At 30.1% G+C, this 20,456-nt stretch carries 17 protein-coding genes, 1 tRNA gene and 1 pseudogene; 4 read left to right on the top strand and 15 right to left on the bottom strand.

Annotated elements, in window-relative coordinates; all coding sequences use genetic code 11:
• Nucleotides 1-88: 88 nt before the first annotated feature.
• Nucleotides 89-1,510 (bottom strand): PTS transporter subunit EIIC, encoded by a 1,422-nt coding sequence (locus BHAMNSH16_RS12455; RefSeq protein ID WP_008728093.1) that lies wholly within the window; start codon nucleotides 1,508-1,510, stop codon nucleotides 89-91.
• A gap of 164 nt (nucleotides 1,511-1,674) precedes the next feature.
• Here BHAMNSH16_RS12455 and BHAMNSH16_RS12450 point away from each other — a divergent pair, with 164 nt between their 5' ends.
• Nucleotides 1,675-2,661, top strand: coding sequence for a LacI family DNA-binding transcriptional regulator (locus BHAMNSH16_RS12450; RefSeq protein ID WP_008728092.1), 987 nt, complete (start codon nucleotides 1,675-1,677; stop codon nucleotides 2,659-2,661).
• 73 nt (nucleotides 2,662-2,734) lie between these two features.
• Here the strand turns inward: BHAMNSH16_RS12450 and hydA are convergent, their stop codons facing one another.
• From hydA to gmk, 14 genes and pseudogenes are all read right to left on the bottom strand, one after another.
• Nucleotides 2,735-4,174: a dihydropyrimidinase gene (hydA, locus tag BHAMNSH16_RS12445; protein WP_008728091.1), complete on the bottom strand. Its 1,440-nt coding sequence runs from the start codon at nucleotides 4,172-4,174 to the stop codon at nucleotides 2,735-2,737.
• A gap of 193 nt (nucleotides 4,175-4,367) precedes the next feature.
• Nucleotides 4,368-5,332 (bottom strand): annotated as a pseudogene (locus BHAMNSH16_RS12440) (Rpn family recombination-promoting nuclease/putative transposase).
• A 250-nt stretch (nucleotides 5,333-5,582) separates the two neighbouring features.
• On the bottom strand, nucleotides 5,583-7,685 hold the full coding sequence (locus BHAMNSH16_RS12435; protein ID WP_008731036.1) for a 6-bladed beta-propeller: 2,103 nt from the start codon (nucleotides 7,683-7,685) through the stop codon (nucleotides 5,583-5,585).
• Between the two features lie 50 nt (nucleotides 7,686-7,735).
• Nucleotides 7,736-7,808: transfer RNA gene (locus tag BHAMNSH16_RS12430), tRNA-Thr, on the bottom strand.
• Nucleotides 7,809-7,879: 71 nt separating this feature from the next.
• A complete protein-coding gene (locus BHAMNSH16_RS12425) occupies nucleotides 7,880-8,623 on the bottom strand; it encodes a lytic transglycosylase domain-containing protein (protein ID WP_008731035.1) in 744 nt (247 codons plus the stop codon).
• Between the two features lie 11 nt (nucleotides 8,624-8,634).
• Nucleotides 8,635-9,087 carry a flagellar FliJ family protein gene (locus tag BHAMNSH16_RS12420; RefSeq protein ID WP_008731032.1) on the bottom strand — a complete coding sequence of 151 codons (453 nt, stop codon included), beginning with the start codon at nucleotides 9,085-9,087 and terminating at the stop codon, nucleotides 8,635-8,637.
• Between the two features lie 31 nt (nucleotides 9,088-9,118).
• Complete coding sequence (locus BHAMNSH16_RS12415) at nucleotides 9,119-10,576, bottom strand: FliI/YscN family ATPase (protein WP_008731031.1); 1,458 nt, start codon at nucleotides 10,574-10,576, stop codon at nucleotides 9,119-9,121.
• A 37-nt stretch (nucleotides 10,577-10,613) separates the two neighbouring features.
• Entirely contained in the window at nucleotides 10,614-11,516 is a 903-nt protein-coding gene (gene fliH, locus BHAMNSH16_RS12410) for a flagellar assembly protein FliH (protein WP_008731029.1), read from the bottom strand.
• Between the two features lie 44 nt (nucleotides 11,517-11,560).
• Nucleotides 11,561-12,592, bottom strand: coding sequence for a flagellar motor switch protein FliG (gene fliG, locus BHAMNSH16_RS12405; protein WP_008724563.1), 1,032 nt, complete (start codon nucleotides 12,590-12,592; stop codon nucleotides 11,561-11,563).
• 49 nt (nucleotides 12,593-12,641) lie between these two features.
• The gene (fliF, locus tag BHAMNSH16_RS12400; protein WP_008731026.1) at nucleotides 12,642-14,345 is read right to left on the bottom strand and encodes a flagellar basal-body MS-ring/collar protein FliF; all 1,704 of its coding nucleotides are present in this window, start codon (nucleotides 14,343-14,345) and stop codon (nucleotides 12,642-12,644) included.
• Nucleotides 14,346-14,566: 221 nt separating this feature from the next.
• Nucleotides 14,567-15,067: a CinA family protein gene (locus BHAMNSH16_RS12395; protein WP_039954859.1), complete on the bottom strand. Its 501-nt coding sequence runs from the start codon at nucleotides 15,065-15,067 to the stop codon at nucleotides 14,567-14,569.
• Between the two features lie 77 nt (nucleotides 15,068-15,144).
• Entirely contained in the window at nucleotides 15,145-16,107 is a 963-nt protein-coding gene (gene miaA, locus BHAMNSH16_RS12390; RefSeq protein WP_069731761.1) for a tRNA (adenosine(37)-N6)-dimethylallyltransferase MiaA, read from the bottom strand.
• A 7-nt stretch (nucleotides 16,108-16,114) separates the two neighbouring features.
• Entirely contained in the window at nucleotides 16,115-16,531 is a 417-nt protein-coding gene (locus BHAMNSH16_RS12385; RefSeq protein ID WP_008731019.1) for a DNA-directed RNA polymerase subunit omega, read from the bottom strand.
• Nucleotides 16,532-16,561: 30 nt separating this feature from the next.
• Nucleotides 16,562-17,113 carry a guanylate kinase gene (gene gmk / locus BHAMNSH16_RS12380; RefSeq protein ID WP_008731016.1) on the bottom strand — a complete coding sequence of 184 codons (552 nt, stop codon included), beginning with the start codon at nucleotides 17,111-17,113 and terminating at the stop codon, nucleotides 16,562-16,564.
• 224 nt (nucleotides 17,114-17,337) lie between these two features.
• Between gmk and gltX the strand changes: the two genes are divergently transcribed.
• The 3 genes from gltX to BHAMNSH16_RS12365 all read left to right on the top strand — a co-directional run bounded on the left by gltX (nucleotide 17,338) and on the right by BHAMNSH16_RS12365 (nucleotide 20,398).
• Nucleotides 17,338-18,783, top strand: coding sequence for a glutamate--tRNA ligase (gene gltX / locus BHAMNSH16_RS12375; RefSeq protein WP_008731014.1), 1,446 nt, complete (start codon nucleotides 17,338-17,340; stop codon nucleotides 18,781-18,783).
• A 17-nt stretch (nucleotides 18,784-18,800) separates the two neighbouring features.
• The gene (locus BHAMNSH16_RS12370) at nucleotides 18,801-19,193 is read left to right on the top strand and encodes a response regulator (protein ID WP_008731011.1); all 393 of its coding nucleotides are present in this window, start codon (nucleotides 18,801-18,803) and stop codon (nucleotides 19,191-19,193) included.
• 275 nt (nucleotides 19,194-19,468) lie between these two features.
• Nucleotides 19,469-20,398, top strand: a complete 930-nt coding sequence (locus tag BHAMNSH16_RS12365; RefSeq protein WP_008731009.1) for a hypothetical protein — start codon at nucleotides 19,469-19,471, stop codon at nucleotides 20,396-20,398.
• Nucleotides 20,399-20,456: the final 58 nt, after the last annotated feature.

Below are 20,456 nucleotides of genomic sequence, written 5' to 3'. Positions count from 1 at the left end.
TGTATAAAAAATATATACATGATATTAAGTGAATAAATTATTTTATTGGATTTATGTAGAATTATTTTGTAAATGTCTATTTTAATTTTTACTCATCATCTTCCTGCATATACTCATCAGGAACACCAAAAAACCAAGTAATAGTGAAAGACAAAACTACAGTAATTAAAGCAACCGCAGCATAACCAGCTAACTGCTTTCCGTCATAAATATAAAGCAATGCACCGGGTATTCCTGTAACTCCATTAGCAGTAGCTTGTAAATTTAATAATCTCGCTATTAATCCTGTTATACCGGCAGCAATAGCACCGCAAACCATAGGTTTTATTCCGTATCTTATATTTATACCAAATATGGCAGGCTCTGTTATACCAAGCCAAGCTGATAATGCAGCACCGTATCCCATAGCTTTTACACTTTTTCTTCTAGTTTTTAATGTAACAGCTAAACAAGCAGCACCTGCAGCTAAATTAGCAACGGATAAAAGAGGATTAATAGGGTTGAAAGAAGTAGCAGCAAGCAATGATATTTCTATCAAATTCATTATATGATGTACCCCTGTTACAACTATGAATATTATTCCAAACCCTATTATAAATCCTCCTATTCCAAAAGGTAATGATAAAGAAAAATTTATAGCTATCAATATCCATTGTTCGACTATATGGAAAATTGGTCCTATCACAGCTAAAGACAATAATAACATTATAAGTAATGTTAAAAACGGAGTAGCTAGTATATCTATTATATTTGGTATTACTTTTCTCAAATTTAATTCTATTTTAGAGCCTATAATACCAGAAATAAGTGCAGGAAGTATGCTTCCCTGATATCCTACTATAGGTATAAATCCGAATAACATTATAGGCTTAACTCCGCTGTCAGGATTGGCTACCAAGTAAGCATTGGGCAAAGCAGGTGAAACAAGCATTAATCCTAATAATATACCCAATATAGGAGAGCCTCCAAAAACTCTGAATGTTGACCAGCATACCAAAGCAGGCAAAAATGCAAATGTAGTTTCTGTAAGAACGCTCATAAATGTCATAACAGAAACAGGTATATTTGATACTTCTAAATTAAATAGTCCCAAAAAGCTGTCATTAATTAAAGCACCTTTAAGTCCTAAAAATAAACCTGTGGCAATCATAGCAGGCATTATAGGTACAAATACATCAGCAAATATACGAATGAACTTTCTAAAATTATTTTTCTCTCCCACTTTTTTAGTTTCTTCTGTATCTTGCTTTGCTGCTCCTGTAACACCCAAATTAATGATTTCAGCATAAACTTTATTTACAACTCCAGTACCCAATATTATCTGATATTGATCAGAATTAAAAAATACTCCTTTAACACCCTCTATTTTCTGAACATCTGAATCCTTTATACTTTCCCTTTTTTTTACTATTAATCTTAATCTAGTGGCACAAAAAGTTGCAGAAATAATATTATCTTTATTAACTACTCTAATAATTTCTTCAGCAGTTTTTTTATAATTGATAGCCATAATAAAAATCCTATTGAAATTGTTTTATATGTAACCGGTTACATAGTATATTATAGCAATATTTTTATATTTGTCAAGCATTATATATATTTTTATAAAATAATTATATAAATTTGTATTTTAACGCAAAAAGTATATAATTTATTAATATCAGGGTAGTAAAAATGGGTACAAATAAAAAAATTACAATGAAAGAAATAGCTGAAATCGCCGGCGTAACAAAAACTACTATATCCAGATACTTTAATGGCGGATATCTGAAAGAAGAAACAAAAAAAAGAATCAGAGAAATAATATCAGAATATGACTATGAACCAAATACATTTGCAAGATTAAAAGCAAAGAAAAGTCATATTATAGGAATAATAGTACCAGCATTAGACTCTACAGTTGGAGCAAGAGTATTAACAGGGATAGAGAAAACGCTTAGAGAAAAACATTATATGCCTATCATAATGAATACAAATCATCAGCATAAATTAGAACTGCAGTATATAGAAAAATTAAAGAGATTAAATGTTGATGGCATAGTATTGAGTGCTACATATATCACTGAAGAACATAAAAACATATTAAAAAAATCAGATATACCAATAGTAATTTACGGTCAGGAATGCAGTGAGGGAATAAGCATAGTTAATGATGATTATAATGCCGGTATAGATATAGGAAAATATATAGGAAGTAAAAATCATAAAAATATAGGATTTATAACAGTAGATGAGAATGATATTGCTGTTGGTATAACAAGAAGAAACGGTGTATTAGATGGATTAAAAAAATACGGCATAGAAAACATAAAAATAGAAGTAGCAGATTTCTCTTATGAGAAAGCAAAAACGGCGGCAGAAAATTTACTGAAAAATAAAGATATTGATGCTATAATATGTTCAACCGACAGACAGGCATTGGGAGTATATAAAGTATTAAAAGAAATGGGATTAAAAATTCCGGATGATGTATCTGTAATATCTTTCGGAGGATATGATATCGATGAAATAATAGAGCCTGAACTTTCAACAATAAAATTCGATTCTTTCAATGCCGGAGTATGCACAGCAAATACATTAATAGATTTAATTAACAATATAGAAGTAAAAGAAGTTATATATGTTAATTATGAATTTTTAGAAAGAAACAGTGTAAGATGAATATAAAAAACAACTGACTAGAAAAAATTATAATCAGTTGTTTTTTTATTTTTTAAAAAATATTTTTAAATAATCAATTGCAATCGATATCTATATAATCACCTAATTTAAAATGATTATTAAAGTCAGCATATTTATCTAAAGTTTTTCTTTTTATAAACTTTCCGTCTCCCTTAGTTCCTAAAAACTTATTATCTTTAAATACTATTTTTCCTCTTGATATAACGGTATCCACAGAACATAAAAGCTCCATTCCCTCATAAGCTGTATAATCGCATGCTCCATGCATATTTGATTTTGTAATTACAGATTTTTTCTTAGGATCTATTATAGTAATGTCAGCATCAGCATTTGGTATAATAGCTCCTTTTTCTGGATAAAGTCCGTATATCAAAGCAGGATTATAACATAAAGTTTCAACAAATTTATTAATTGTTATTCTTCCTTTCATGACACCTTCTGAAAACATCAAAGGATATCTCTCCTCTACTCCTCCTGCTCCATTAGGGCATTTAGTAAAATTATCTTTTCCTTTAACCTTATCAGTTTCATAATTGAAAGGACAATGATCTGTAGCTATAACTTGAATATGTCCATCAGAAATAGCTTTCCATAATCTTTCGCTATCTTCTTTTTTTCTCAAAGGAGGCGACATAACAAATTTAAGTCCGTCTTCTCTGTCATACTCTTTATCTGTCAAAACTAAATATTGAGGGCAAGTTTCAGAGAAAATATTTTTATGTCCTAAAGCTCTCGCATTAACTATCTCATCAACGCTCTTTCCTGCAGAAGTATGCACTATATATACAGGGGCATTTCCCGCTATAACAGATAAATGTATAATCCTATTAACTGCCTCAGCTTCAGCCTCAGGAGGTCTGCTTATAGGGTGATAATGTGCAGAAGTTTTACCCTCTTCAATAAATTTCTTTTTTAAATATTCTATAACATAATGATTTTCAGCATGAAAAGCAGAAACGGCATTAAGTTCTTTCATCTTCTTTAATACACGCACAACATTATCATCTTCTATTTTATAGTTATAAGTTAAATAAAGTTTTGTACTTTGTAAACCTTCCTCTTTTGCCAATGTTTCAAGTCCTTTAAGTACATCTTCATCAACATGCTGTAACACTCCATGAAAACTATAATCAATAACCGCCTTATTGTCAGCAAGAGTATGATAATATTTTAATTGATGAAATACATCGCAGCCTTTAGGACCAAACCCCATATGATCAACTATAGTAGTAGTACCTCCGCATGCAGCAGCAATAGTACCAGTATAGAAATCATCAACTGCTCTGCCTATGCCAACATCTATATCCATATGTGTATGAACATCAATACCTCCAGGCATTACATATTTACCTGAAGCATCAATAATCTCTGCATCTTCGCATTTTAAATCAGAACCTATTTTTGAAATTTTCTCATTTTCTATTAATACATCAGCTTTATAAGTTTCTAAAGCATTAACTACTGTACCATTTTTTATAAGAATTTTTTTCATATTCTAGTCCTATAATTATAACTTTTATTTAACTATAAAAAACTTATTTGCAATAATACATGCTATTCTTACTAATATTAGGAACTCACAAGTTTTTTATTTTTATTTATATATAAAAACTTATTCGCTTTTTGGGTCTAGCAAATGAATCTGTACGCATTATACGAATTTGCTAGACACCCACAAGTTTTTATCATAGTCTCTCTATTTCTTCTATACTTAACCCCGTCATTTTACTTATATCTTCAATACTCATATTAATATTTTTAAGATTTAACGCTATAGTTTTTGCTTTATTTATTTCTCCTTGTTCTATACCTCGTTCTATACCTCGTTCTATACCTTGTTTAATTCCTTGTTTAATTCCTTTCTCTATACCCTGCTGAAATCCTATCTCAATACCTTCTTTTTTCCTTCTGCTCTCTCATACTGAAGCATAGCAGCTTGTCCGTAAAGAAAAGTATCTCTTTCATTATATGCTGACATCTCTTTTTCATCAGCTACAAATCTTTTATATTTATCTATTACCTTACTCATGACTCTATTTCCTCCTATTAGTCTATTAATATCTTTTTCTAAATCTTTAGTAGTAAAAAAATCAATCCAAGATAAAAGATTATTTCTATTATACTCATCAATACTAGCATTTTTTAATATTTCTGCAAATCTTTTAATCTCTACAAAATGTATCTGAAAATCATCTAATTTAAGGCTAGGATTATTAATATCTGATAATTGAAGACATTTATGTTCTTTTTTTATGTCAGTTTCACTTCCTATATTTAAATTAAAATTTAAAAAACTAATACTAATCATCTGATTTATATTAATATAATTCTCATTCTCTTTTAATTCAGAAGCTATATTTTTTGCTATATAATATAATATTCTTTTTATAAAATTATTATTTCCTATCAGCTGTATTTCAATAAGTATCTTTTTACCATCTTTAGTTTTTGCTTTAACATCAAGTATAGACTCTTTTAAATTCTCATTTTCTGCTAAGTTATAAGGATTAATAATTTCAAGGCTACCAACCGACTCAAAACCTGCATCATTCAAAACAGCATTAACAATATTTTCTAATATATCCTCATCGCCTTCAGTACCAATTAGATATCGTACAAATAAATCATTAAGCCTGTTAATCTCTTTCATAGTCTTATTATACTAAAAAATTTTATTAATATCAATTTATAATTTATATAATTTTTATTAATAACAAACTATAATTTAGAGCTTCAGCAGATATAATATAAAATCAGTATTATAAACTTTATTAATTCCATATTAAAATATTAATATATAAATTTATTATTAATATTTTAAATAGTAATCTTCAATAATATATGCATTAAAAAAGGCTTACCATAATATTATGATAAGCCTATTTTTATTATAAATTTTATTATGGCACTACATAACCAACTTCTTCTTCACCGTACATATCTCTATATTGTACTTTTACATTCAAAGCCCTAAACTGTCCTGACTGAGCTAAATTTTTAAAACTGTTATAGTATATGAAATACCTTCCAAAATCTATATTCTTAATTTTGTTAAGCTCAGCAGCATAATTGATAGAGTAATCAGCATTTATAATATAACCATAAGTATTTTTAGTCATTAAATCCAAGAAATAATTAGATTTATTTGTACCTATATAAACTTGGTTTAATGATACAGCATTATTTTTAGCAAAACTTGCTGCATCGTTGAAGTTCATCATGTCAAATACTCTGTCATCAGGACTAGTTACTGAAAAATGTATAATAGCTGTTTTCTTAAAACTATTTCCTGAAAGTCTTACAGCTTCATAATAAGCATCGTCTAAAGCTGATATTCCACCTGTAAAATGGAAAGCATTAGCATTTTCAAGTATTCTCAAATTTCTTGCATCATAATTATCAGCCTTATAAACCTGATCATTATAATGTATAACTAAAACTTCATCATTATTAGTTAAACTCATAGTGAAGTTGCTGATTTCTTCTTTTATTTTACTTTCATAAGGTTTAGCAGCAAGACTGTCCTCTATCAAATATATAAATCTGTATTCATGCAATTCAGGTGCATCATAGAAATTAACTTTATGAGCTACAGTAGAATTCTCAGTAACAAAGAAATTTTCAGGAGTTAATCCAATTACAGGATTCATAGCTCTATCCCTTACTGTAACAGAAGCTACAACAACAGGAAATCTGTTTAAATATTCTCTGTCTACAAATACATCCAAATTAGCATAATACTCTTCTTTTCTAGTATATACATCTATTCTTCCAGACATAAAGTCTGTCAAATATATATTTCCATTAACCCCTTCAGCAACAGAAGTAGGAGTTACAGTATATCGCTCAGAATTATTAAATACTGTAAAATCAGATTCAATTATATCATAATAAAAAACCTTGCTTCCATCAGCTATATAAAGGTTTCCGTCTCTAGCAAAAGATAAACCTCTAGGCTCATTAAATAAATTATGTCTTATAGTTTGAATATAGTTCCCGCTCAAGTCAAATTGCTGCACTCTTTTATTACCCATATCAGCAACATAAATATATTGATCATTAACAGCTATACCTGCAGGAGAAAAAAACTCTCCTTCATTTTCACCAAGTTTTCCAAAACTAAATAAGAAATTTCCGTAAATATCAAATACTGCTATTCTATTATTTCCCGTATCAGAAACATATAAATTACCATCTTTATCAAGAGCAACTGAAGAAGGACCAAGAAGCTGACCATTACTTACACCGGATACACCAATATTTGTAATATAGTTATGATTAGAATCATATTTTAATATTTTATCTTTTTTTGTATTTGCTATATATATATATCCGTTTGCATCTATATCAAAACCTCTAGGATTTTCCAACTTTTCATAAGGATAAACTTTAGCTACAAACTGAAGTACATTTCTCCACCAGCTAGTCTGCTGTTTTTCTAACCTTTTTCCATGAGATATCTTACCAATTAAATTTCCGTTAATATCAAATTTTTTCAAAGCAGAATCACTGTAATCCAACACATATAAACTTCCATCAGGCATTACTTTTATCTGTATGGGCTGATTTATATTTTTTCTAAAATTAAGATTAGTAGAGAACGCTTTTAAATATATAAAATTACTCAAAGTATCCTTTTTCTCTTCAACGACATTTGCCGAATCATATTTATTAATTTTAGAAAGTATTATAGGATCTTCATAACCCATTCTAGTAATATTAAGCCATTCATTAATAGCTAAAGACATATATCCTGCTTTATATAAAGCCTTACTATACCAATATCTTATGAACTTGTCAGTAGGATTTGTATTAAGAGAGTTTCTAAAACTAGCTATGGATGCATCATATCGTTCCTGATTATAATAATGCACACCTCTTAATAACTCTCTGTATGAGTCATAAGTTTCTGTGTTTACATAATACGGAGTTTTGTCGAAAGTGTATGAAAGCGATATAGTCATTAAAAATAATACTATAACCGCTAGAAGTTTTATTCTCATAAATCCTCTTTTATAGTTTGTGATATTTTTGCTCTATAATAGTGAACAAAAGCCCGCTATCGGGATTGAACCGATGACCCTCACCTTACCATGGTGATGCTCTACCTGCTGAGCTAAGCGGGCAGTTTTGTAAAATATTATAAAATTACAGAATAAAAAAGTCAAGCAAACACAATTAAATTTATTATGTTAACTTACTTTATATACCCTATAATGTTTTTAACATAATTCTGAGTTTCCTCTATATTAGGAATCCTCTGTAATCTATCTACCAAAGCAGGTCCTGCATTATACGCCGAAAGCGACAAATCAAGTCTTCCGTCATATCTGTTCAGCATTTGAGATAAATATCTGCTTCCAGCCATAATATTAGTATACGGATCTTTAAGCATTTCTTCATCTGTAATACCTAAACCAACACCCGTCTTAGGCATTATCTGCATCAAACCTACAGCACCCTTATGACTAACAGCATTTGATACATAGTTTGATTCCTGTTTTATTACAGCTTTAATCAGATTCTCCGGCAAAGAATATTTTTCAGCTGCTTCTTTAATTATATCATCATACTTAGTAGGGAAACTTTCTACTGAAGCCTTTTTATATGCATTAATAGCCCTAGCAAAATTATTTGTATTTTCTTCATAAACTCCAAAAGATATTTTTCCTTTAAAAGCATCTGAAGAAGTATCTCCATTAATAACTTTACCATTATCTAATTTTTTATTAGTATCATTAATAACAGAACCGTCCAAATTATTATTAACTTCTACACTATTAACTTTACTTTCTGTATTATTTCCAGCCATAGCTTCATTTAAATGTTCAGCAAATGGTTTTGAAGGAAGAGTAGTATTAATAGGAGCAAATCCAAGTTTATTAAAAGTTTCCTGAATCTCCCCTATTCTTGATTGTATTCTTTGTACAGATTCTATCATAATAATACCTCTTAATATTCATAAGCATCGCCGGCAACATACTCTTTCTTCCATTCGTCCAGCTTAGCCTGTTCTTCTTTATTCATTAACTTTTTATATTCTAATAATTTCTTTTCTTTTAATAATTCAACAGCCCTTCTCTGTCTTGAAGCCTCCTGCAAAATTTCCTGCCTTCTTCTAAGCTCCACACTAATTTCAGCCATATTATCTTCATGGATAGATATCTGAGAGTTCAAAGCAGTTATATACTCTCCCAAATAAATACTCATAGAAAGCATTTCATTATCATCTTCTATGCTGTCAACATATCTTATCCCGTCATCTATTTTAAGCAGGCAGCTATCTTTTCCGTCACGCTCCTTATTATATTCAGCAGAAACTTCAGCTACTTCAGCCTGCCTTTGTTTTTCTATATTTTTTCTAAGTTTATATAAAGGCTCCAAATTAAAATTAAATCTCTTCATACTACAATAAATCCAACAATTTTTAATTTACCTAAAGTATAACAACATCATTATTAGCATATTCTACATTGTCGGAAATATTTGTTCTGTCTTCTGCTCTTTTTACATCTCCGCTGTTTACTAAATCCTCTTCTATCTCTTCCTGCGAATAGAACATAGATAAAAGAGCCTCTTTACTGTCAGCAAAACTAGAAACTTCATATACGTCCTGCTGCAAATATCTATCCATCATAGGCTTATAATCAATAGCTCTGTCAACATCTGGCATACTGCCCTTAGCATAGCCGCCAATCATTATAAGTTCTTTAGCCTCATTATAATCAGCACTCATCTTTAAAAATTCTCTTGCTGCCTTTTTATGCATATTGGAAACTACTTCATTCATAATCCTTGATATGCTTTTATTAACATCAATAGCAGGGAAATGCCCTCTATTGGCTAAATCTCTTGATAAAACTATATGCCCGTCTAATATACCTCTAACAGTATCAGTAATAGGTTCGTCCAAATCATCGCCTTCAACTAATACATTATAAAAAGCAGTAATAGTCCCTTTATTAGAAGTACCTGTACGCTCCAAAAGTTTAGCAAGCTCTGAAAATACACTTGGAGTATAACCTCTTGTTGTAGGAGGCTCACCTCTTGAAAGTCCAATCTCTCTTTGAGCTAAAGCAAAACGTGTTACAGAATCAACCATAAACATAACATTTTTGCCTTTATCTCTAAAGTATTCTGCTATGGTAGTGGCAGTATATGCAGCACGTACTCTCAAAAGCGGGGCATCATCACTTGTAGCAACTACTAATACACTTCTTTTTAATCCCTCTTCTCCAAGGTCTCTTTCTATAAAATCTCTTACCTCTCTTCTTCTTTCACCAATTAATGCTATAACATTAACATCAGCATTGGTATTTCTAGCTATCATTGACAAAAGTGTAGATTTACCAACACCAGTACCGCTCATTATAGCCATACGCTGACCTTGACCTACAGTAAGAAGCCCGTCTATAGCTCTAACACCAGTTTGTATATGCTTTTTTATTCTAGGTCTGTTCATAGGGTTTACAGCATTATGAGATACTGGAACTGGAGTTTCATAAAAATTATGTCCGCCTCCTGCAAGAGGTTTTCCTCTGGCATCAAGCACTGTACCTAATATCTCATCGCAGCACATAACTGATAAAGGTCTTTCAAAAGAATAAACCATATTACCGAAAGTTATTCCATTAACAGGTCCGTAAGTAGCTAAAAGAACATCTTGATTTCTAAAACCTATAGCTTCCGCATCAAGATAGGTGTCATCATTCATATATATACGGCACATATCCCCAAGTTTACAAAATGGTCCCTCGCTTATTACTAAAGAACCTATAACTTCTTTAACCTTTCCGTAAGATTTTAATAAAGCTACATCATCAACTACTTTTCTGTACTTGTCAAATGTTTTTCTTACCTCTTTAATAAAATCTACATTTTCATCTTTTATCATCAGCAAGCCCTATTACAAATTAATATCAAAATTTTAATTAAAAACCTTTTATAGGTTCAACTTCTTTAATAGCAGTTTCTATTTCATTAAGCTGAGTATTTATTCTAGCATCAATATCGCCGAAGTCAGTTTCTATCATACATCCGCCCACATCAACATTAGGGTCTTCAAGAACAGTTACACCTTCTATCTTATCAAGCATTTGATAAAACTCATCTTTATGTCTAGCGGAAACTTCCAAATCATCAATATTAACTCTAATAGTGATTTTTGTTCTTCCTTTAATTCTTCTTAAAGCTTCCTGAATATTTCTAATAACTATACCTTTATCTCTTTCTGTAAGCATTTTTACAACGCGTTTAGCTATAAGTACAGCTACTTCAATAACCTGAGCTTCTGCTGCATCTATTATTTCATTTCTTTTATTAATAGTTTCAGCTAATATTTTTTTCATTTTTTCTGTTAATTTAATCAAATCATTATTGCTGTCAGAAAAAGACTTTTCAAAGCCTTCATCATATCCTTTAGCATAACCTTCTTTGTATGCTGCATCTTTAATAGATTCAGATTCGCTTTGTATTTTTTCTTTTTCAGCATTAGCATCTTGTATTATCCTTGAAGCATCAACTTTAGCCTGTTCGGAAATAACATGTGCCTCATTTTGTTTTGATTTAAATATTTCAAAGGCCTGAGTTTTAGCATCTTCAATAATTCTGTCTGCCTCATCAACAGCCTTTCTTCTCATATCTCTCAAATCTTCTTCCCACTGAGCTCTAAGTCCTGCAATCTCAGCTTCAATCTCTTCAATAGAAGGACCTTTATATTCCTCCTGAGACTCTTCATAATCGAGTTCTTCTTGTGATTTATGATGAGGTACAGCAATATTAACTTTTTGAGTAAGCTCTACAATACTTTTAGATTTAAAAACCTTTTCTGGCATAATTTAAACTCCATAATATTAATAATCAAGCATATATTTTTACATCATACAACCATTTCATCTTCACCAGCACGGGCAACAACAATATCACCTTGTTCTTCAAGTTTACGTATGATATTAACGATTTTCTGCTGTGCTTCTTCAACATCTTTAAGACGAACAGGTCCCATAAAGTCCATATCCTCTTTAAGCAATGCAGCAGCACGTTTGGACATGTTTCTGTAAACTTTATCCTGAGCATCTGTATCAACACTTTTAAGTGCTTTAGCCAAATCGCTTGAATCAACTTCACGAAGTACTTTCTGTATAGCTCTGTCATCAAGTAAAACGATATCTTCAAATACAAACATACGTTTCTTGATCTCTTCTGCAAGTTCCGGATCATCTTCTTCCAAGCTCTCAATAATACTTTTCTCAGTAGATCTATCAACGCTGTTAATAATTTCTACTATAGAGTCTATACCGCCGGCAGAAGTAAAGTCTTCGCTTGCAAGAGTAGAAAGTTTTCTTTCAAGTACCCTTTCAACCTCTCTTAAAACCTCAGGAGAAGTTCTGTCCATTATGGCAATACGCTTAGCTACATCAGGCTGTATCTCTGTAGGCAAAGCTCCCAATATACTAGCAGCTTTTTGGGCTTCCAAATATGCCAAAATAAGTGCTATAGTTTGAGGGTGCTCACCTTGTATAAAGTTAAGCAAGTGAGCTGGGTCTGTACGGCGTATAAAATCAAAAGGTCTAACCTGTAATGAAGAAGTTAATCTATTGATTATATCGCTGGCTTTCTGACTGCCCACAGATCTTTCAAGCAAGTCTCTTGCATAATCTATACCGCCTTGAGTTATGAAGTCCTGAGCTATCATCATCTCTTGGAATTCTCTAAATACTGCATCCTTATCAGCGGATTCTATATTTTCAAGTCTCGCGATATCAAATGTTATCTGCTCTATTTCTTCCTCTCTCAAATGTTTAAATATTTCACTTGAAGTTTCCATTCCGAGAGATACTAAAAATATAGCAACTTTTTGACGGCCGCTTAGCACTCGTTGTTTTTTATCTTTTTCTTTCTCTGCAGGCATAATTTATACTCCTAATTTTTATTATACTCAATTTTATTATTTACATTAATTAGCTTTTATCATCAGCCATCCAAGTACGAAGAAGCTGAGCAACATCATCAGGTCTTTCATGACTTACTCTTATAACTTCATCCATAAGTTTCTTACGAGCTGCATCTTCTAAACTCATTTCACTTATAGGCTCTTCATTAGCATTCATCATAGCCTGTCTACGCATTTCCATCTGTTTGCGTTCAAGCTCTTCTTCTCTAAGTCTGCGTCTTCTAGCAAGTTCTTTCTGTATAGCTCTTATTGCTAATGCTAATACAAACAGTATAAGCAAAGAAATCATTGTTATGATTAATGTCTTTCTTATAAATCTATCTCTCATAAGTTTAGCATCTTCAGCATTAAATCTGTCCCAATGGTCAAACTGAATATGTGTTACGCTTACTTGGTCTCCTCTTTTCAAATCATAACCAATAGCAGCCTGTACTAATGAAGTAACATTTCTTATCTCCTCTGTTGTTACTGGGTGATACTCTCTTACATAACTATTTCCATTAGTTATGATAGGATCTCCATTCTGATCATAAGCCTTAGTCCATCTTCCGTCCAAAGCAACTGCAGCAGATATTTTACCTATTTGATAACTTCCTTTCTTAATAGCTTCGTATCTTTTGCTTAATTCATAATTGTCCTGTGCATCTGTTTTTGTATATGTCTGCCATCTGTCGCTTTTATCTTTATATCCTGGAGGTACATTTTCTTCAGCACCTGCAGCACCTTGAGGTATAAATTGCTGTCCTTTCCAATCCTCTGTTACTGTACGGCTTGATACTTGAACCTTATTAGTAAACTGACTGTCATCATAAGGTGTTGTAGGATCATCTTCTTTTAATATTATTGGAAGAACTAAATTATTTGTTATACTAACATCGTCCCATATAAGTTCTAATGCTATTGTTGTTTCTACTCTGTTAGTATATATTCTTCCTAATGTTTGTCTTATTTTATTTTCTATCTTTTTTCTTTCTCTGTCAACTATTTTTAACTCTTCCTGAGCTACTTTTAATTTTAAGTTTGCAGCTTCATCTGTAAAGTCTGTTAATACATAACCTGTACTGTCTGTAATTGTTACAAACTCTGGTTTTAATTTATCTACACCCATTGCTATTAATTGCTGCAAGCCTCTTACTGTTTTAGGGTCTCTTAAAATATCCTCTTTAAAAGGCTGTGCTCTAATAACTACTGATGCTGTAACAGGTGAATCTATATCTGTTAAATATTCTTTCTTAGGAAATGCCAAATCAACTGTAGCTTCCTGTACAAAATCTAATTTAGTTAAAAGCTGAGTTATAGCTTTAGTTAAAGATCTTCTTTTATTGATATCAAGTTCAACATCTGTTATACCAATACGAGGGGCATCAAATAATTCCCAACCGTCAACTCCTGTAGGCATTCTTCCCTCTTTTACCAATTCTAATTCTGCTTTAGCCTTATCAGCTTCGCTATTAAGTGTAATGAATCCGTTTCTGTATTGATATCTTATGTTATTTGCATCCAAAACTGCTATAACATTTCTAGCATCTTCCTGAGTCAATGCCTGCTGAAACAATAATGTTCCTGTTCTTCTTGATGTAAGCATTATTGTTGCTATTATTGCTCCTAGACCTATTACTAAAATACCTATTAAAACGGCTTTTTGCAATGTTGTTGTTTTAGCAAAAATATTCTTTATTTGACTTGTTAATTTATTTATAAAGTCCTGCATTAGAAACCACCTAATAAAAGTTATCTTTAGAATTTATCGGATATAGTTATGTTTACTTTATGAAAAAATTATGAGTTTACATAACTATTTTTCTTTTTTTATGAATATTAGTTTACATAATTATTTTTGTCAACAAGTAAACATAATATTTTTTAAATTTATATTGGACTTTTTAGATTTTTTTGTTAAATTTAATCATTTAATATTAATGTTATTACAGACTAACATTTTTTTATGAAATTTTCAACCAAACTCAAAGAAAATAATACACTCTGCTCTCTTACTGATTGTCTGCTGCCTGAAAATATATTTTTATAAGCCTTAATATAGCCTTCTGCTGCTAAACATATCCATACCAAACCAACAGGTTTCTCATCACTTCCACCAGATGGTCCTGCTATTCCGCTTATTGCTATTGATATATCACTTTTCATTATTTTTCTAGTATTTTCTGCCATTTCAAGTACGCATTCTTCACTTACAGCTCCGTATTTTTCTAATGTCTGCTTCTTAACATTTATAATCCTATGCTTAATTTCATTAGAATAAGTTACGAAAGAACCTTCAAAACATTCAGAAGAACCTGAAACTGATGTTATGCTTGAAGCAAATAATCCGCCTGTACATGATTCGGCCGATGTTATCTTTAATTTTCTATTTATTAAAAGTTTTACAACTTCAATAGATTTTTCTTCTATTGATTTTGATTCTATAGCTTTCATTACTTCATTTATTTCACTTGCTTCATTATTCATAATTAACACCTAAATTTTAATAATAATATAATTATAAATATTTTTTATTCTTTGTCAAAATTATTTTTTATTATATTATAATTTTTTATATTGTAAAATTTTTTTATTTCATCTGCAGTTTTATGCAAATCATTTTCATTTATTCTTCTATGCTCTTCTCTTCTAAACCAAGTAAGCTGTCTTTTAGCAAAATTTCTAGTTCTTTTTTTTATAAGCTCAACAGTATCCTCTAAACTCATAGATTGATTAATTAAATAATCATAAATCTCTTTATATCCAATAGCTTGCATTGATGTATAAGTATTATTTATTCCCATATCTATAATTTTTTTTACCTCATCAAGCAAACCCTTTTCAAACATTATATCAACACGCTTATTAATATTATCATAAAGAGTTTCTCTATCAATATCAATAACATAGCTTAAATAATCCAAATCAATTACAGGTTTTCTTAATTTTTTTAATTCCGAGAATTTTCTTCCCGTATTGTAATAAACTTCCAAAGCCCTCACAACTCGTCTTGCATTAAATCTGTCTATATTTTCTGCTGCTTCCTTATCAATATTTAAAAGCTCCAAATATAAACTTTCAAGCCCGTATTTATCTATTCTTTCATAAAGCTCTTTTCTAATTTTTTGTGAGGATTCCTGATTATCATTTTCTTCATCAAAAATACCATACTTTATAGCATCTATATAAAAACCTGTACCTCCTACGCCGAATATAGGAACATTATCTATGCTGTTTATTACATTTTTAAATATATCTAGGTATTCTTTTATATTGAAATTAACAGAAGGTTCTAATATATCAACCATTTTATAATTATATTTTTTTATTTCTTGTGCGGAAGGTTTGGCAGAGCCTATATCCATATATCTATAAACCTGTATAGAGTCTATAGATATTATGGCGGCATTATTGAAATAGTTATCTATTAATTTATGAGCAAAACTGCTTTTACCTGAAGCTGTTGCCCCTGATATAAATACTATCTTTTTCACTATTTATTTATTCATCTTTTTTCTTTGAAGATTTTTTCTTCTTTTTGGATTTTTCTTCATCCTCTTCATAGTCATCATCATAATCATCATCAGCATCATCTGAATCAGCAGCTGCATATTCAGAATCATTTTCTTCTTCTGAGGAATCATCTTCTGAAGCATATTCGCCCTCATCATAAGCTACTTCAGAATGTTTAAAAGGTGCTTCTTCATCTACAGTCATATCCACACCTTCTTCATATTCATACTTAATTTTTCCGTCAAGTATGTTTTTCATAACAGTAGGTATATATTTTCCGCCTCTGTATTTAGTTTCACCTTTAAGAAGCGTACCGCCGTTTTTAGCTAATTCAATCATAGCTTTGCTAAGTTCATAGCGGTTTCCTTTATATTCTATAAGTTTCTCTAACGGTATTATACCCATATATTAAACTCCATGTATATATATTTAAATTTATAATTTTGAATTGATTGCTTCTTCTAATTTTTTATAAGCTTCTTCAATATCATCATTTTCTATGATAATATCAAATTGATCTTTATATTCTAATTCTCTTTTGGCATTCCAAATTCTGAGTTTTATACTTTCTTCAGTTTCAGTTCCTCTATCTTCCAGCCTTTTTTTTAGAATTTCCATAGAAGGAGGTGTTATGAATATATAATTAGCATCTATTCCCTTTTCTTTTATATATAAAGCACCCTGAATATCTATATCTAGTATCAAAATATTATTTTCATCATCAGCTTTTTCTAATTCTTTGAATGAAGTTCCGTAATAATTATCATGAACTAATGCCCATTCTATGAAATCGCCTTCTGATATCATTTCTTCAAATTTCTCTTTATCTATGAAATAATAGTCTTTACCGTCAACTTCATTTTCTCTTTTAGTTCTAGTGGTATGCGAAACACTGAAAACTGCATTAGAATGATTAGCCATATACTTCTTTATTAAAGTAGTTTTGCCGGCTGCCGAAGGGGCTGTAATAACAACAATATTGCTCATAATACACCAAATATAGAATTGCATCTTATTATATTATATTAATAAAAATATTTCAAGTTTTATATTAAAAATATTCATATATTATCTATTAATATATTATACATATCATACATTAAATAAACAAGTTTGCTTAAAAATTTATTTCTGCATAAAACTGTTATATTAATTGATATTTATTTATTTTAATGTATAATAGGTCAAGTTCAAAAATCAAGGAGTTAATTATGTCAGAAGTTAGAGTTCGTTTCGCTCCGTCTCCAACAGGTTTTTTACATATAGGAAATGCCAGAACTGCATTATTTAATTGGCTGTACGCCAAAGCTATAAAAGGAAAATTAATTTTAAGAATAGAAGATACAGACCAAGAAAGAAGTACTAAAGAAGCTGTTGATATGGCTATAAAATCATTAAAATGGCTTGGAATAGATTGGGACGAAGGTCCTGAAGTAGGAGGAGATTACGGTCCGTATTTTCAGTCTGAAAGACTTGATATATATAAAAAATACACTGAAAAACTAATGGAAGAAGGTAAAGCATACTATTGCTTTTGTACTTCCGAAGAATTAGAAAAAAAATCTAATATGCAGAGAACTCTCAATCAGCCTATTATTTATGACGGCAAATGCAGAGATATACCTTTAGAAGAGGCTAAAAGAAGAGTTGCTAACGGAGAGCCTGCTAAAATAAGATTCAGAGTTCCAAAAAATCAAACAGTTACTTTTGATGATTATGTAAGGGGAGTTGTAAAGACAAATAGTGATGAAATAGGTGATATCATTATTGTAAGAGAGAATGGATTTCCTACTTACAACTATGCTGTAGTTATAGATGATATGCTTATGAAAATTTCGCATGTAATAAGAGGTGAAGATCATATATCAAATACGCCTAAACAAATACTTATTTATCAGGCATTAGGTGCTGAAGTTCCTAAATTTGCTCATACTTCTTCAATACTTGGAAATGACAGAAAAAAATTATCAAAAAGGCATGGTGCTGCTACTTTAATGGAATACAAAGATGAAGGATTCCTTCCTCAGGCTATGAGAAACTTCTTAGCTTTGCTTGGTTGGACTCACCCAGACGCTTTAGAAACTATGGTTGATGATGATATGATTAAAGCTTTTAAATTAGACCGTTTCTCTAAGAGTCCAGCCATTTTCGATACTGCTAAATTAAGGCACTTGAATGCTTGGCATATTAAAAATACAAATTTAGATGAAATTACAGAACTATTCATACCATATCTAGTAAAAAGCGGATTTTTAAAAGAAAATTATACTGAAGAAGAACATGCTTGGGCTAAAAAACTTGTTTCTGTTATAAGACATAACTGTGTTGTTTTATCCGACATTGTAAAATATGTTCCTGTTTTCTTTGAAAATGATTTTGAGCTTACTGATGAAATGAAAGAAATGGTTAATAAAGAAGAAAGTAAAAAACTTCTTCAGTTTATAAAAAATGATATAGAAAATACTGATGAAATTACTGATGAGTATATGAAAGCATTAATCAAAAAAGCTCAGAAAGAAACAGGATTAAAAGGTCCTAATCTATATCACCCTATAAGATATGTATTGACAGGAAGTTCTGCCGGAAGCGAATTATCACATATATGCGAGCTTCTAGGCAAAAAAAATGTTCTATACAGATTATCTAAATATATTTAATATAATTGGGGTAAAATATGATTAATGGTAAACCTTTAATACTTGCTGTAGATGATGAAGAATCTATTAGGGATCTTATTAAATATACTTTTGAGCCTCATGATTTTGAAATCGTTACAGCAGAAAATGGTAAATCAGCTATAACTATATTAGAACATAACCCTGTTGATGTTATTATTACCGATTTGCTAATGCCTTCTATGACAGGACTTGCTCTTATAAGAGAAATGAAAAAAAGAAAAAGTTCTATACCTATTATAATAATTACTGCTTACGGCAATACTGAAATGGTAAAAGAGATTATTGCAGAAGGTGTTTTCAGATTAATAGAAAAACCATTAGATTTTGATATATTAATTCCTATAGTAAATGAAGCTATAGAATATAAAAAAGATCAGGAAAATAAATAATTAATTTCATTAAAAAAATAAAAAAAGGCTTGAGTTTATTAATAACTTAAGCCTTTTTATTTACATATTGACATTAAATAATATTAATATATCATATATTATATGAATAATGCACTTTTTATAAAGTATAACAAGCTACAAGCTCTAAATTTATAGTTTTCAATAATAATTTATCAATTAAAAATACATACTTAATCAATAATATAATATCTTTTGTTATTGCAAAAATTTTAATTAATAAAAATTTAATAAATATATTTTTTAAGGAGAAAAATATGAAAAAACTTTTACTTACATCAATGATGTTATTATCTTTATTTGCTGTAGGATGCGGAGATAGAGTTACGGCACCGCAAACAAATGATAATAATAGTCATTCACAATCCTTTACAGGTAATTTTACATTCGGAACATTTGGAAATGCTTCTGGATTATCAATAAATGAAGACGGAAGTATTTATATGAATATGGATAATGTTTTATTAACGATAAAAAAAGAAATGGTTACTAAAATATCCGATTCACAGTATGCAATAAAAGGACAAATGCCTACTATAAAATATGATACTTCATCAGCAGTTACAAAATCAGTAATGTTTGCTCAAAGTGCCTCTGATATGAATACAGTAGATGTATCACTTAATTTAAGTGGCGGAAGTTTATCATTATCTGGTACAATTAATGATAATAGTGTAAGCGGAAATTTGAAAGAAGTAAGCGGATATATACCAAGCAGCTATACAGGTACATATTATCATGCATACAATGAATCTGCTAGTGAAGAAGTAGAAATAAAAGCTAACGGTTACTTTAGCATGAAAGCAATACAAGATGGTATCGTTGCTTTTGAACAAGAATATACTGATAAATTGATAAAAGTTTCTGAAAATGAATATATATTAAACAATTCTGCTAAAATGGATATACCAGCTACCGGAACAATAAGCGATTCAGAGGCTGAAAGTGTAATAACATTAGAAGCTATGAAATATTATAATATATCTATGAAATCTACTTTAAAATTTGAAAATAATATTATGACAAGAACAGCAAATTATTTACGAGTAACTCATCAAGATACTGAAGAGTATAAAAAGTATATTCAAGAAGTTGCTAAAGACAGATCATATACAAACGAGATTAACTATTCATTATTTACACTAGAGTTAGAAAATACAACTTTAAACATATATACTAAAAAATAATAAATAGTTATAGATAAATAATAATAAAAGGCTTGAGTTCAATAAAAACTTAAGCCTT

The sequence above is a fragment of the Brachyspira hampsonii genome (assembly GCF_002214805.1).
Classification (GTDB): Bacteria; Spirochaetota; Brachyspiria; order Brachyspirales; family Brachyspiraceae; genus Brachyspira; species Brachyspira hampsonii.
The sequence above is the reverse complement of the archived record's forward strand: the minus strand, read 5'-3'. Positions and strand labels throughout refer to the sequence as shown.